The 13091-nt window shown below is 63.6% G+C and carries 13 protein-coding genes; 6 read left to right on the forward strand and 7 right to left on the reverse strand.

Translation table 11 applies throughout. The features are described 5' to 3' along the window. Positions 1–130: 130 nt before the first annotated feature. Both rpmF and AC0969_RS10160 read right to left on the reverse strand, forming a co-directional pair. The gene (gene rpmF, locus AC0969_RS10155; RefSeq protein WP_295955448.1) at positions 131–313 is read right to left on the reverse strand and encodes a 50S ribosomal protein L32; all 183 of its coding nucleotides are present in this window, start codon (positions 311–313) and stop codon (positions 131–133) included. Positions 314–464: 151 nt separating this feature from the next. Beyond that, the gene (locus tag AC0969_RS10160; RefSeq protein WP_479624027.1) at positions 465–1007 is read right to left on the reverse strand and encodes a YceD family protein; all 543 of its coding nucleotides are present in this window, start codon (positions 1005–1007) and stop codon (positions 465–467) included. Between the two features lie 25 nt (positions 1008–1032). On the opposite strand from AC0969_RS10160, the gene AC0969_RS10165 reads away from it, so the two are divergent. Next, a complete protein-coding gene (locus AC0969_RS10165; protein ID WP_479624028.1) occupies positions 1033–1626 on the forward strand; it encodes a Maf family nucleotide pyrophosphatase in 594 nt (197 codons plus the stop codon). After that, the gene (locus AC0969_RS10170) at positions 1623–2384 is read left to right on the forward strand and encodes an SAM-dependent methyltransferase (protein ID WP_479624029.1); all 762 of its coding nucleotides are present in this window, start codon (positions 1623–1625) and stop codon (positions 2382–2384) included. The genes AC0969_RS10165 and AC0969_RS10170 overlap by 4 nt, the downstream gene beginning before the upstream one ends. On the opposite strand, the gene AC0969_RS10175 is transcribed toward AC0969_RS10170, so the two are convergent. From AC0969_RS10175 to ppc, 5 genes are all read right to left on the reverse strand, one after another. Further along, a complete protein-coding gene (locus AC0969_RS10175; RefSeq protein WP_479624030.1) occupies positions 2385–3377 on the reverse strand; it encodes a S49 family peptidase in 993 nt (330 codons plus the stop codon). 64 nt (positions 3378–3441) lie between these two features. After that, positions 3442–3804 carry a Rieske (2Fe-2S) protein gene (locus AC0969_RS10180; protein WP_479624031.1) on the reverse strand — a complete coding sequence of 121 codons (363 nt, stop codon included), beginning with the start codon at positions 3802–3804 and terminating at the stop codon, positions 3442–3444. A gap of 19 nt (positions 3805–3823) precedes the next feature. Next, positions 3824–4492, reverse strand: a complete 669-nt coding sequence (locus AC0969_RS10185; RefSeq protein WP_479624032.1) for an HAD family hydrolase — start codon at positions 4490–4492, stop codon at positions 3824–3826. Beyond that, positions 4482–5918, reverse strand: a complete 1437-nt coding sequence (locus AC0969_RS10190; protein WP_479624033.1) for a mannose-1-phosphate guanylyltransferase/mannose-6-phosphate isomerase — start codon at positions 5916–5918, stop codon at positions 4482–4484. The genes AC0969_RS10185 and AC0969_RS10190 overlap by 11 nt, the downstream gene beginning before the upstream one ends. Positions 5919–6024: 106 nt before the next feature. Next, positions 6025–8901, reverse strand: coding sequence for a phosphoenolpyruvate carboxylase (gene ppc, locus AC0969_RS10195; protein ID WP_479624034.1), 2877 nt, complete (start codon positions 8899–8901; stop codon positions 6025–6027). 120 nt (positions 8902–9021) lie between these two features. Here ppc and hemC point away from each other — a divergent pair, with 120 nt between their 5' ends. The 4 genes from hemC to AC0969_RS10215 are packed head-to-tail and all read left to right on the forward strand — an operon-like array spanning position 9022 to position 13053. Continuing rightward, the gene (gene hemC / locus AC0969_RS10200) at positions 9022–9945 is read left to right on the forward strand and encodes a hydroxymethylbilane synthase (protein ID WP_479624035.1); all 924 of its coding nucleotides are present in this window, start codon (positions 9022–9024) and stop codon (positions 9943–9945) included. Between the two features lie 2 nt (positions 9946–9947). Next, positions 9948–10733: a uroporphyrinogen-III synthase gene (locus AC0969_RS10205; protein ID WP_479624036.1), complete on the forward strand. Its 786-nt coding sequence runs from the start codon at positions 9948–9950 to the stop codon at positions 10731–10733. Further along, complete coding sequence (locus AC0969_RS10210) at positions 10730–11767, forward strand: uroporphyrinogen-III C-methyltransferase (protein WP_479624037.1); 1038 nt, start codon at positions 10730–10732, stop codon at positions 11765–11767. The genes AC0969_RS10205 and AC0969_RS10210 overlap by 4 nt, the downstream gene beginning before the upstream one ends. A gap of 2 nt (positions 11768–11769) precedes the next feature. Continuing rightward, complete coding sequence (locus AC0969_RS10215; RefSeq protein WP_479624038.1) at positions 11770–13053, forward strand: heme biosynthesis HemY N-terminal domain-containing protein; 1284 nt, start codon at positions 11770–11772, stop codon at positions 13051–13053. Positions 13054–13091 lie beyond the last annotated feature (38 nt).

Here is a 13091-nt window from a genome sequence, read left to right on the forward strand (position 1 = left end):
CATGAACTCGGGTGCAGAGCACCCCGAACCATGAAAGTTGTTTCACATTAAGTCTAGACATAGCAGGCATCAAAACAAAGGCCCGTGGCTACGGGTTACGTAGCACCGGGCCTGTGATGGCGAGCGCAGCTTAGGCTTCAGATTTATTTTTCAGCACCTGGCGACCACGGTAAAAACCGTTGGGGCTGATGTGGTGGCGCAGATGGGTTTCGCCGGTAGTGGACTCCACTGCGATACCAGGCACGTTCAGTGCGTTGTGCGAACGGTGCATACCGCGCTTGGAAGGGGACTTTTTGTTCTGTTGGACTGCCATGGTCGGCTCCTATAAATATGTGCTGTAAATGCGTTTCAAGCTAAACGCTTAAAGATGAGAAACACACGAGAGGCCACTCCACTTTGAAGTAAAAAACTCAAAGCCTTTTCGCGCTAAGCCTTAGATTATAGCCCAAGGATGTGAAACTAGGCTAGCCCCCACCACGCAGCTTGGACAACGCAGCAAAGGGATGGGGCTTTTCAGACAAGGCTGTCTCAAAAGCCGGATCAACCACCTCCAGCGTGACCGCCACCGGGCATACGTCGTGGCGGGGCACCAGGGGGATCTCCATCAGCAGCTCATCCTCTACCAAAGTGGCCAGATCAAATGCGGGGTCGAGCGCCAGAACATCCTCTTCCGACTCATCGTCCAACGCGGCAGCGGTTTCTTCGTCGGCTACAAAGCGGAACGAGCGGTCTACCGCCAAAGGAATGCTGATCGGGGTCAGGCAGCGCTGGCAAGTCATGGGCAAGCAGGTATCAGCCTGGATGTGCAGCCAGATTTCGGCCTCACCGCTAGACACAGGACGCAACTCGCCCTGGGCACTCCAATTTACAACAAAATCAGCCTCTGGCGCAGATGCTTCCTGCGTAAGGCGCTCATATTTTGATAGTAATTCTTGGGCGGAGCGGGTGCTGGCAGCCTGTGCGAAGGCGCGCACGTCCAGGGGGGTAGAAGCAATCTCGGTTTTCATGGGCACAGTGTAAGAGAATCCCGCCATGCACTCCCCTACCCCCCGTACCCTGGTTTTAGGTTCTACCTCGCGCTACCGAAACGCGCTATTGCAACGCCTGCGCATTCCTTTTGAAACCGCAGCTCCGGACGTGGATGAAGCCCCGCTGCCTGGCGAATCTCCACGGGATCTGGCGCTGCGCCTGTCACTGGCAAAGGCCCGCGCTGTCGCGGCACGCTTTCCACAGGCCGTGGTGATCGGCTCTGACCAGGTGGCGGATTTGCACGGCGAACCGCTGGGCAAACCCGGCAACCACGCCAACGCGGTAGCGCAATTGCGTCGAATGCGCGGCCAGACAGTGGTGTTTCAGACCGCACTGTCGGTGGTCTGCCTGGAAACCGGCTTTGCGCAGACCGCGCTGGCCCCGGTACAAGTGCTGTTTCGCGACCTCAGCGATGCCGAAATCGAAGCCTACCTGCTGGCCGAGCAACCCTACGACTGCGCGGGCAGCGCCAAAAGCGAGGGCCTGGGCATCAGCCTGCTGGAACGCATCGACAGCGATGACCCCACCGCCCTCATCGGCTTGCCGCTGATCCGCACCTGCCAATTGCTGCGTGCCGCCGGAGTGGTGCTGCTATGACCCCCGGAAAACTCTATTTGGTACCCGCGCCGCTGGACTTTGGCTGTGCCGCCCAAACGCCGCTGGAAGACGTGATGCCTCTGGGAACCTTGCGTGTGGCCGCTCGCTTGCAACACTGGGTGTGTGAAAACGCCAAAACCACCCGCGCTTACCTGAAGCGGGTGGACGCATTGGTGCCGCTGGTGCAGCCCCTACAGGCATTGCAGATCCAGGAGCTACCGCGCGAAGTGCATAAAAAAGGCGACCACAGCGGCAACTTTGATGCCAAGCCGCTACTGGCCGCTGCCTTGCAGGGTTTTGACATCGGATTGGTGAGCGAAGCGGGCATGCCTGCGGTGGCCGACCCGGGCTCTTCCGTGGTGCGCGCCGCGCACGAGTTGGGACTGGAAGTGGTGGTGCTGGTCGGCCCGGTATCCTTGCTTCTGGCCTTGGCCGCCAGTGGATTGAATGGGCAAAACTTTGCGTTTGTCGGCTATGTGCCCCAGGCAGAACCGGAGCGCGGCCAAAAAATCCGCGAACTGGAGGCTTTGGCATTGAAAACCGGGCAAACCCAGATTTTTATCGAAACACCCTATCGCAACGCGTCCCTCTTGCAGGGCCTGCTACAGACTTTGCAGCAAAACACCCGTTTGGCAGTCAGCAGCGGGATGACACTGGAGGCCCCCCGTACTGTTAGCGACACGGTGAAAGGCTGGCGACAAAAAAACAAAGCGGGCCTGGTCAGTGACCAGCCCGCCGTGTTTGCCATCGGGCGCTGATCAGCGCAGCGCAGGCATGCTCTGCAAGGCCCGCACGGCACCCTCGCCAATCGCCGCACCAAAGCGCTTGGCCAGGCGTTCGGCCACGTTTTCACGGCGGGTGTAGTCGATCAGTTCTTCGGCCTTGACGACTTCGCGGGCGACGTAATCCAGATTACCCAGGTGGTCAGCCAAGCCCATTTCCACGGCTTGCTGGCCGCTCCAGAACAGGCCGCTGAAGGTTTCAGGGGTTTCTTTCAGACGCTGGCCCCGGCCGGTTTTGACGGCATCAATGAACTGGCTGTGGATCTGGTCCAGCATGTTTTGGGCAAACGCGCGCTGGGTGTCGCTTTGCGGGCTGAACGGATCGAGAAACCCCTTGTTGGCACCGGCCGTGAGCAGGCGGCGCTCCACGCCGAGTTTGTCCATCAGCCCGGTGAAGCCAAAGCCATCCATCAACACCCCAATACTGCCGACGATGCTGGCTTTATCGACGTAAATATCGTCGGCAGCCACCGCGATGTAGTAGGCCGCCGAGGCACAGGTTTCTTCCACCACGGCATAAACAGGCTTTTTGTGCAGCACTTTCAGCCGCCGGATTTCGTCATTGATGATGCCGGCCTGCACCGGGCTGCCGCCGGGCGAGTTGATGAGCAAGACCACGGCTTGGGCCCCCTCGTCTTCAAACGCACTGCGCAGCGCAGCCACCACAAATTCCGCCCCGGCATCGGCACCCGAGGCGATCTCGCCCTTGATTTCGACCACGGCAGTGTGGGCGGTAGATTTATCGATGCTGGGTGCCGTGCGCGACAGGCCGATCCAACCTGCCACCACAAAGCACAGCAACCAGGCCAGCCGCACAAAATTGCGCCAGCGACGGGCGGTTTTTTGCTCTGCCAAAGCCGCAAAAGCCAGCTTCTCTAGCGTGGCACGCTCCCAACCTGGCGTGTCACTCGGATGCGGGCCTGTCGGGGTCTGGAGGGTGGATTCAAATGGTTGTGTGGGTTCGGTCATCGTGCGAGGGAGCAGTGCATTGCCAAAACGGCAGCGCTGCATCCATAGGGGTTAAAAATAAGGGTTAAAAATCAACAGCTTGCAATTGTTCACGAGTATGCCAGCGCACAACGCTGTCAGACTCCGATAGGGTTATCTTCACCAGCCCGCCCCGGCAGGGGCCACCGCCACAGTCGCCGGTGTCGGGCCGGTAGGCGGCACCGTGGGTGGCACACAGCAACCATTCGCCAGAGTCGTCAAAAATGCGGTTCGGCTGGTAGTCCAGCTCCATCGGCACATGGGTGCAGCGGTTCAGGTAGGCGTGGGGTTGGCCGTTGTAGCGAATGGCAAAGGCGCGGCAGTTCTCGCCCTGGTAGACCACATCAAACGGCACGGCCTCGCCGCCATCGCTCAGGTCGCCGGTGCTGCACAGGGGGATTTCGTCCATGGGTACGGATTCCAAAAAATTAACCGTGCGCCAGCAGCCAGGCGTGTAACTCAGCAACCGTTTGGGCCACAAAGCGCGGCTTGAGCGCGGCAAACGCCTCCGTGGTGTGCGCGCCGTAGCCCACGCCCACACTGGCGCAACCGGCGTTGACCGCCATTTGCAGGTCGTGTGTGGTGTCACCCACCATCAGGGTGCGCTCGGGGGCCACGCCAAATTCGCGCATCAGCTCATGCAGCATGCGCGGGTGCGGCTTGCCCTGGGTTTCGTCGGCGGTGCGGGAGCCGTCAAACAGGCCGTGCAGCTCTACCGCCTGCAAGGTCTCATCCAGGCCCCGGCGGGACTTGCCAGTGGCCACGGCCAGGCAATGCTGGCGGACCTTGAGTTGGGCCAACATGGGCAGCACCCCGGCAAACAGGCTGATGTCGTGCTGGTGCGCCAGATAGTGGTGGCTGAAGCGCGCCCCCAGCTCGGCATGGCGCGAGGCTGGCACGTCCGGCGCGGCATGGGCCAGCGCGGGGATCAGGGCCATGCCGATCACATACGAGGCCGCCGCATCGCTGGGCACGGTTCCCCCCACGTCGCGCACCGCCTCCTGGATGCTGCGGGTGATGATGGCCGTGGAGTCGAACAGCGTGCCGTCCCAGTCAAAGGCGATCAGGTCAAATTGCCGGGCTTGGCTAGCGGCCATAGACATCTTCAAAGCGCACGATATCGTCCTCGCCCAAATAGCTGCCGGACTGCACTTCGATCATTTCAAGATCGACACGGCCCGGGTTTTCCAGCCGATGGGTGGTGCCCAGCGGGATGTAGGTGGATTCATTTTCACTGACCAAAAAGGTGGCCTCGCCCTTCGTGACCTTGGCCGTGCCAGACACCACGATCCAGTGCTCGGCGCGGTGGTGGTGCATTTGCAGCGACAAGGTGCCGCCGGGCTTGACCACGATGCGCTTGACCTGGAAGCGCGCGCCATTGTCCACACTGTCGTACCAGCCCCAGGGGCGGAAGACTTTGCGGTGCAGCTGGCCCTCGGACCGGCCTTGTTGCTTGAGGCTTTCGACGATCTTTTTCACGTCCTGGGTTTTGTCCTTGTGGGCCACCAGAATCGCGTCGGCGGTTTCGACCACCACGATGTCGTCTACACCCACGCAGGCGATCAGGCGGCCTTCAGACAGGGCCAGGGTGTTGCGGCAGTCGTGCAGCAGCACGTCGCCCTGGGCCACGTTGCCCGCGCCGTCTTTGGGCAGCACCTGCCACAGCGCGTCCCAGGCGCCCACGTCGGACCAGCCCGCCGCCAGCGGAATCACCACGCCCGTTGGCAAACCGGCTTGGCCGGAGGCGATGCGCTCCATCACCGCGTAGTCAATGGAATCGCTGGGGCAGGCGGCAAACAGGTCTTTGCCGACGCGCACAAATTCGCCGTCGGTGCTGCCTGCATCCCAGGCGGTTTGGCAGGCGGCCAGAATGTCGGCGCGGCACACGGCCATCGCCGCCAGCCAGACCGAGGCCTTGACCATGAACAGGCCGCTGTTCCACGAATAGGTGCCTGCGTCCAGATAGCTTTGGGCCGTGGCCGCATCGGGTTTTTCAACGAAGCGGGCGATGGTGGATGCGCCGCCATTGCCGTAGGGCGCACCCGCTTGGATGTAGCCGTAGCCCGTTTCCGGGCTGTCGGGGGTAATGCCAAAGGTGACGACCGCACCCTCGGCAGCCAGCAACGCGCCCTGGCGCACCACGGCCTGGAAAGCGGGCTTGTCTACGATGACATGGTCGGCGGGCATGACCAGCAGCACCGGGTCGGCACTGTCCCGCAGTGCGGCCAGCGCAGCCAGGGTCAGGGCCGGGGCCGTGTTCCGGCCACAGGGCTCCAGCACGATGCTGCCGGGCTGGCCCATTAGGCGCAGTTGCTCGGCGATGACGAAGCGGTATTCCTCGTTGCAGACCACCATCGGCGCGACCAACGCGCCTACCCCTAGGCCCTCGACCCGGCGCACGGTGGCTTGCAGCAGCGAATCGTCGCCAATCAGCGGCAGCAGTTGTTTAGGGTACTTTTCACGCGACAAAGGCCACAAACGGGTGCCGGAGCCACCGGAGAGAACTACGGGTTGAATCAGCATAAAACTCCCAAAAGTAAAAAAACCAAGGGCCCCAGAACTTCATCAAAGGCCATTGGTTTTTATTATTGCAGAGCAACATAGCGCATTTCAGCGCCAACGGTCGGTTTTAGCCGGTATTGCGCAACGCCGCCGCAATTCCATTGATAGAAATGTGGATGCCGATCTGCACCCGCTCGTCGCCCTGCCCGGCCCGGTAGCGCCGCACCAGCTCCACCTGCAAGTGGTGCAGCGGGTCGATGTAGGGGAAACGGTGGCGAATGGAGCGTTGCAGCGAGGCATTGCCCGACAGGCGCTGCTTCTCGCCGGTGATCTGGGTCAGCGCGTGGGCGGTGCGGTGCCATTCGGCTTCGATGCTGGAGAAGATGCGCCGACGCAGCTTGGCATCGCTCACCAGCTCGGCATAGCGCGAGGCCAGCGCCAGATCGCTTTTGGCCAGCACCATGTCCATATTGCTCAGCAGGGTGCTGAAGAAAGGCCATTGGCGGTACATTTTTTGTAGCACTGCCAGCGCGTCCTTCTTGCCTGCGGGGCCGTTTTCATTCAAAAACACCTCCACCGCCGAACCAAAGCCAAACCAGCCCGGCAGGGTCAACCGGCACTGGCCCCAGCTAAAGCCCCAGGGGATGGCGCGCAGGTCTTCGATTTTTTGCGAAGGCTTGCGGGCGGCGGGGCGCGAGCCGATGTTCAGCTCGGCAATCTCGCGCAGCGGCGTGGATTCAAAGAAATAATTAGTGAAACCAGGTGTTTCATAGACCAGCGCCCGGTAGGCGGCCATGCTGGCGGTAGAGAGCTGCGCTGCCGCCTTCAAAAACGCCGGGGTGGCGGATTTGGTGGGTTGCAGCAGCGTGGCCTCTAGCGTGGCGGCCACCAGGGTTTCTAAATTGCGGCGGCCGATTTCCGGGTTGGCATATTTGGAGCCAATGACTTCGCCCTGCTCGGTCAGGCGGATCTGGCCGCGCACCGTGCCGGGGGGCTGGGCCAGGATGGCCTGGTAGCTCGGGCCACCGCCCCGGCCCACTGTGCCGCCCCGGCCGTGGAACATGCGCAGGGTGATGTTGTGGCTGCTGGCCAGCTGGTCAAACAGCTCGACCAGCGCGATCTCGGCGCGGTACAGCTCCCAGTTGCTGGTGAAGATGCCGCCGTCTTTGTTGCTATCCGAGTAGCCCAGCATGATGTCTTGTTCTGCCCCGCTGCGCTGCACCAGCTCGGCCATGTCCGGCAGGGCGTAGAACTCGCGCATGATGGGCGCGGCATTGCGCAGGTCTTCAATGGTTTCGAACAAGGGCACCACGATCAGGTCGGCGGTGGCCTGGTTGTCCAGCGTGCGGTGCATCAGGCCGACTTCTTTTTGCAGCAGCAGCACTTCCAGCAAATCGCTCACCGTTTCGGTGTGGCTGATGATGTAGTGGCGGATGGCCTGCGCGCCATAGCGGGCGCGGGATGCGCGGGCCGCCTCGAAAATCGCGATTTCCTTGCAGGTGTGCTCAGAGTACGTGGCCCCCACCACGCGCAGCGGACGCGCGTCGTTCAACAAACCCATCAGCAGGGTGCGCTTGGCCATCTCGTCCAAGGCGGAGTAATCGGCCTGGATGCGGGCCGTGGCCAGCAACTCGGCCACCACTTCTTCGTGCTTGTCCGAGCTTTGGCGCAAATCCACCGTGGCCAGGTGGAAGCCAAACACCTCCACCGCGCGGATCAGTGGGTGCAGGCGCTCGGCGGCCAGCGCCGCACCGTGGTTGGCTAACAAAGAGTTTTCGATGGTGCGCAGGTCGGCCAAAAAGTCTTCCGCCAGCAGGTACGCGTTTTGCGGCGCAACGGCATGGCGGGCGGCATCGCCCCCGGTCAGACTCTTCAAAGTGGCGGCCAGGCGGGCGTAGATGCCGGTCAAGGCCAGCCGGTAGGGCTCGTCCTGGCGGTGCACATTGGTGTCGGGCGAGCTGGCCGCCAACGCTTGCAATTCGGGCGACATACCGGCCAAACCGGCCGACAGCGACAGCTCGCCGCCCAGGTAGTGCACCTCGGTCAGGTAGTGGCGCAGGGCTACGTCCGACTGGCGTCGCAGCGCGTATTCCAGGGTTTGCGCGCTGACATTCGGGTTGCCGTCGCGGTCGCCGCCAATCCACTGCCCCATGCGCAAAAAGCTGTGCACCGGGTGGTCGCCCAACGCACCTTCCAGGTCGGCGTAGATTTTGGGGATCTCGCGCAAAAAGGTCGATTCGTAGTAGCTCAACGCGTTTTCGATCTCGTCGGCCACGGTCAGCTTGTTCATGCGCAGCAGGCGGGTTTGCCACAGCTGCATCACGCGGGCGCGCAGCTGCGCCTCGTTGGCGGCCAGCTCGCGCGGAGCCAGGGCATCTTTGGTGGTGCCCACCAGGGTGCGTTCGCGCAAGGTGTCGCGCACCGTCAGCAGGCGGGCGATATCACGCTCGGCATCCAGAATGCTTTTGCGCTGCACTTCGGTGGGGTGGGCGGTGAGCACCGGGGCCACGTAGGCGCGGGCTAGCGTTTGCGCTATTGTTTTAGGAGCTATACCCGCCCAGCGCAGGCGCGACAGAGCCACTTCGATGCTACCTTCTTGGGTGTCACCGGCACGCTCGTGCACGGCGCGGCGACGGATGTGGTGGCGGTCTTCGGCCAAATTGGCCAAGTGGCTGAAGTAGGTGAAGGCGCGCATCACGCTCACCGTCTGGTCGCCGGTCAGGGTCTTGAGCAGCTTTTTCAGGGCCTTGTCGGCCTCGGCATCGGCATCGCGGCGAAAGGCCACCGACAGCTTGCGCACCTGCTCCACCAGCTCAAATGCGGCATCGCCTTCTTGCTCCCGGATCACGTCGCCCAAGATGCGGCCCAGCAGACGGATATCCTCCACCAGTGGGCGCTCGTTCGCCTTGTCGCGGCTGGCCGAACGGCCCACGGCAGTTGGCGCTGGCTTGGTGCCGGTCACTTTGGAGAGCTTGGGGGCGCTGGGGGAATCGGCCGGTGTCATGCGTGGACTTCCTAAAAATGCGGTAAATAGCGTGGAAATGGGCTGAAAAGTGTCTAAAAATACGAGCAAACCCCATGCTAGCATCCAGTACCCCCCCTCAATTACCAATCGGTTACTGGTTTGCGCACTAATTCCTTGCCTTCTTTGAAAATCGTGATCGCTACGCGCGAAAGTCGTCTGGCCCTTTGGCAGGCGGAACACGTCAAAACCCTGTTACAAAATCTGGGCCACAGCGTCAGCCTGCTGGGCATGACCACCCGTGGCGACCAAATTCTGGACCGCTCCCTCAGCAAGGTAGGCGGCAAGGGCCTGTTTGTGAAAGAGCTGGAAGTGGCGCTGGAAGAAGGCCGCGCCGACATCGCCGTGCATTCACTCAAAGACGTGCCGATGGACCTGCCCGAGGGCTTTGCCCTGGCCTGTGTGCTGGAGCGCGAAGACCCTAGCGATGCTTTTGTCTCCAACCGCTACGCCACGCTGTCCGACGTGCCCCTGGGCGGCGTGGTCGGCACCTCCAGCCTGCGCCGAACCGTGCTGTTGCGCGCCCTACGGCCCGATCTGCGCATCGAACCCTTACGCGGCAACCTCGATACCCGCTTGCGCAAGCTCGACGAGGGCCAGTTCGATGCCATCGTGCTGGCCACGGCTGGGCTGCTGCGACTAGGCCTGCCCGAACGCATCCGCAGCCGCTTTGCTGCTACAGACATGCTGCCCGCCGCCGGGCAAGGCGCTTTAGGTATTGAAATCTGCGCCGACCGGACCGATCTGGTGGCCGCCCTGGCCCCGCTGGCCCACACCGCCACTTGGCAGGCCGTGGCCGCCGAGCGCGCCGTCAGCCGCAGCATGGGAGGCAGCTGCTCCATGCCGCTGGCCGCGTTTGCCACCTGGATGGATGGACAACTGCATATAGATGCAGCCTGGGGCGATGCCGAACAGCCCGCGCCACTGGTTACCGCCCGCGCGCAAGCCACCGTCACCGATCTGACCAGCGCCACCGCCCTGGGCGAACAGGTGGCTGCGCAGTTGCGTGCAGGCGGCGCAGCCTAGCTTTGGCCTCGGTCATCGTCACCCGGCCCACGCAAGATGCCCAGCGCTGGGTGCGCGGACTGTCCGCACAGGGGCAGCACGCCGTGGCCCTGCCGCTGATCACCATCGCACCGGCGGCGAACCCGCTGCCCGTGCAACAGGCCTGGCAACACTGGGCCCGCTACCAGGCGGCCATGTTCGTCAGTGGCAACGCCGTCAGCCATTTTTATGCATTAAATAAGCCTCTAGCGCATATTCCACCTGCGCAAGCAGCTATAAATACCAGAGCATGGGCCACCGGCCCCGGCACCGTGGCAGCACTGCACCAGGCGGGCGTGCCAGCCGCGCTGATCGACGCACCCGATGCATCGGCAGGCCAGTTCGACTCGGAAGCCCTGTGGCACATCGTCGCCCCCCAGGTGCACCCCGGCAGCCGCATCCTGGTGGTGCGCGGCAGCGACCACACCGGAGAAGCGGCGGGGCGCAGCTGGCTGGCCGAGCAACTGGCCACCGCCGGAGCCCAGCTCGACACCGTGGTGGCCTACGAGCGCCGCGTACCGGTGTGGACGGCCGACCACATCGCCCTGGCCCGGCAGGCCTGCACCGACGGCAGCGTATGGTTATTCAGCAGTTCCGAGGCCATCACCCACCTGCACAACCTGTTGCCCGGCCAGGACTTCCGCGCCGCCCGCGCCGTCACCACCCACGCCCGCATCGCACAAGCCGCACGGAATATGGGTTTTGGTGTTGTTTGCGAGTCACGCCCGCTGCTTGCCGACATAGTCGCATCGATAGAATCGCTGGCATGAATGCCGAGCTGCCCACAGAAAACTCCACCCCGTCCAGCCCCTCCGTGACACCGCCGCACAAAGGCTCCAGCATGCCCACGCTGGTGGCGGGTGGTGTCGCCGTGCTGGCCCTGGTCAGCAGCGGCATGCTGTGGCAAAAGCTCAGCCACATCCAGGAACAACTGGCCCGCCAAAGCGCCGATGCCGGAGCCCAGGCTGTAGAGGCCCGCACCATCGCCCACCAAGCCCTAGACCAGGCCCGCGACATTGCCGCCCGCCAGGCCGTCACCGATGCCCGCATCAGCGAAACCACGCTGCAACGCACCCAGCTCGAAGACCTGATGCAAAGCCTGTCGCGCTCACGCGATGAAAACCTGGTGGTCGACATCGAATCCGCCGTGCGCCTGGCCCAGCAACAGGCCCAGCTCACCGGCAGCATAGAACCCCTGCTGGCCGCCCTGAAAAGTGCCGACGAGCGCATCACCCGCGCCGCCCAGCCGCGCCTATCGCCCTTGCAGCGGGCCATCGCCACCGACACCGAGCGCATCAAAACCGCCACCACCACCGACACCCCCGGCCTGCTGGTCAAGCTCGACGAACTGGTGCGCCAGGTGGACGAAATCCCCACCGCCAATGCCGTGGTCGCCGCCTCCGCCGTGGGCGCGGGCAAAACCGCCCCGCCGCTGGCCGCAGAATGGTGGCAGCGCGCCCTCAACCTGGTGCACCAGGAAGCCCGCAAGCTGCTGCGCGTGAGCCGCATCGAACAGCCCGAAGCGGCGCTGCTGTCGCCCGAGCAAAGCTTCTTCCTGCGCGAAAACCTCAAACTCAAACTGCTCAACGCCCGCCTGGGCCTGCTGGCCCGCCAACTGGTATCCGCCCGCGCCGACCTGGCCGCCGCCGAGGCCGCGCTGAACAAATACTTCGACCCCGCCTCGCGCAAAACCCAGGTCATGGCCACCCTGCTGCAAGAAGTGCAAGGCCAAATGAAGACGGTAGAGCTGCCGCAGGTCGATGAAACCCTGGCCGCCCTGGCCACAGCCGCTGCGGGGCGCTAAGCATGCGCGCAATTGCCTGGCTCCTGGCCTTGTTTGGCGTGGCGGTGGCCACCGCCCTGCTGGCGGGTAACAACCAAAGCACGGTCACCGTTTTCTGGCCGCCGTACCGCATCGATCTGTCGCTGAACTTGGTGCTGCTGCTCACCGTGGCCACTTTTATTGCGCTGCACTTCGCCCTGAAAGCCTTGTCGGCCCTGTTTGCCATGCCGCAGCAAGCCCAGCGCTGGCGCTTGCAACAAAAAGAGCGGGCCACCCACGCCGCCCTGCTGGATGCGTTCTCCCATCTGCTGGCCGGGCGCTTTCTGCGTGCCCGCAAGGCCGCCGAAGTAGCGCTGCGCCAAGAGCAAGCCCTGCTGGCCAGCGGCCACCCCCTGGCCCACGGCGACAAGCTACGCGCCCTGGCCCACCTGGTGACAGCCGAAAGTGGCCATTCACTACAAGACAAAACCACCCGCGACATCCACTTGCAACTGGCCCTGGACAGCACTGCCCAGCGCCACACTCTGGACCCCCAAGAAACCCGCGAAGGCGTGCAACTGCGCGCCGCCCACTGGGCGCTGGCCGACCGCGATGCCGATGCCGCCCTGCAATGGCTGGATACCCTTCCCCAAGGTGCCGCCCGCCGCACCCTGGCCCTGCGCGTGCGCCTCAAGGCCACCCGCTTGGCGCGCCAAACCTTGCCCGCACTGGAAACCGCCCGCTTGCTGACCAAGCACCGGGCCTTCTCGCCCGCCGCCGCCCAAAGCATCCTGCGCGGCCTGGCGCTAGAACTCCTACAAACCGCCCACGATCCGGCCCAACTCCAACGCGCTTGGGCCGAACTGGACCCGGCCGAACGCCTGATGCCCGACGTGGCCATCCAGGCCGCCCAGCGTCTGGTCACATTACAAGGCGATCCCGCTATGGCCCGCCTCTGGCTGCTCCCCATCTGGGAGCAGATGGTGGCCCACCCTGAGCAAGAACACGCCTACGCCACCAAGCTGGTCCGGGCACTGGAAGCCGGACTCGCCAGCCACGACAGCCCACCCGACCTGCCTTGGCTGCACCGCATCGAAGCCGCCCAGCAGCGCAATCCGCGCGATGCCCGGCTGCAATACCTGGCTGGCATGGCCTGCCTGCGCCACCAGCTCTGGGGCAAAGCCCAGCAACTGCTGGCGCAATCCGTCCACCCACTGGACGACCCCAGCCTGCAACGCAGCGCCTGGCGTGCCCTGGCCGCCTTGGCCGAGCAGCGCGGCGACACGGCGGCAGCACAAGCCGCTTATAAGCAGGTCGCAGGTATATAGGTACACCCCCAGGCTTGCTCACTGCCCGGGATCGGCTT

The organism is Rhodoferax sp. LB1P47, assembly GCF_056521445.1.

Excerpts from the sequence above, each read along its gene's own strand:
- ppc (WP_479624034.1), bottom strand. The coding sequence starts at position 8,901 with ATGACACCGGCCGATTCCCCCAGCGCCCCCAAGCTCTCCAAAGTGACC.
- AC0969_RS10160 (WP_479624027.1), bottom strand. The coding sequence starts at position 1,007 with ATGAAAACCGAGATTGCTTCTACCCCCCTGGACGTGCGCGCCTTCGCA.
- AC0969_RS10170 (WP_479624029.1), top strand. The coding sequence starts at position 1,623 with ATGACCCCCGGAAAACTCTATTTGGTACCCGCGCCGCTGGACTTTGGC.
- AC0969_RS10210 (WP_479624037.1), top strand. The coding sequence starts at position 10,730 with ATGAATGCCGAGCTGCCCACAGAAAACTCCACCCCGTCCAGCCCCTCC.
- AC0969_RS10165 (WP_479624028.1), top strand. The coding sequence starts at position 1,033 with ATGCACTCCCCTACCCCCCGTACCCTGGTTTTAGGTTCTACCTCGCGC.
- rpmF (WP_295955448.1), bottom strand. The coding sequence starts at position 313 with ATGGCAGTCCAACAGAACAAAAAGTCCCCTTCCAAGCGCGGTATGCAC.
- AC0969_RS10180 (WP_479624031.1), bottom strand. The coding sequence starts at position 3,804 with ATGGACGAAATCCCCCTGTGCAGCACCGGCGACCTGAGCGATGGCGGC.
- AC0969_RS10215 (WP_479624038.1), top strand. The coding sequence starts at position 11,770 with ATGCGCGCAATTGCCTGGCTCCTGGCCTTGTTTGGCGTGGCGGTGGCC.
- AC0969_RS10175 (WP_479624030.1), bottom strand. The coding sequence starts at position 3,377 with ATGACCGAACCCACACAACCATTTGAATCCACCCTCCAGACCCCGACA.
- AC0969_RS10185 (WP_479624032.1), bottom strand. The coding sequence starts at position 4,492 with ATGGCCGCTAGCCAAGCCCGGCAATTTGACCTGATCGCCTTTGACTGG.
- AC0969_RS10190 (WP_479624033.1), bottom strand. The coding sequence starts at position 5,918 with ATGCTGATTCAACCCGTAGTTCTCTCCGGTGGCTCCGGCACCCGTTTG.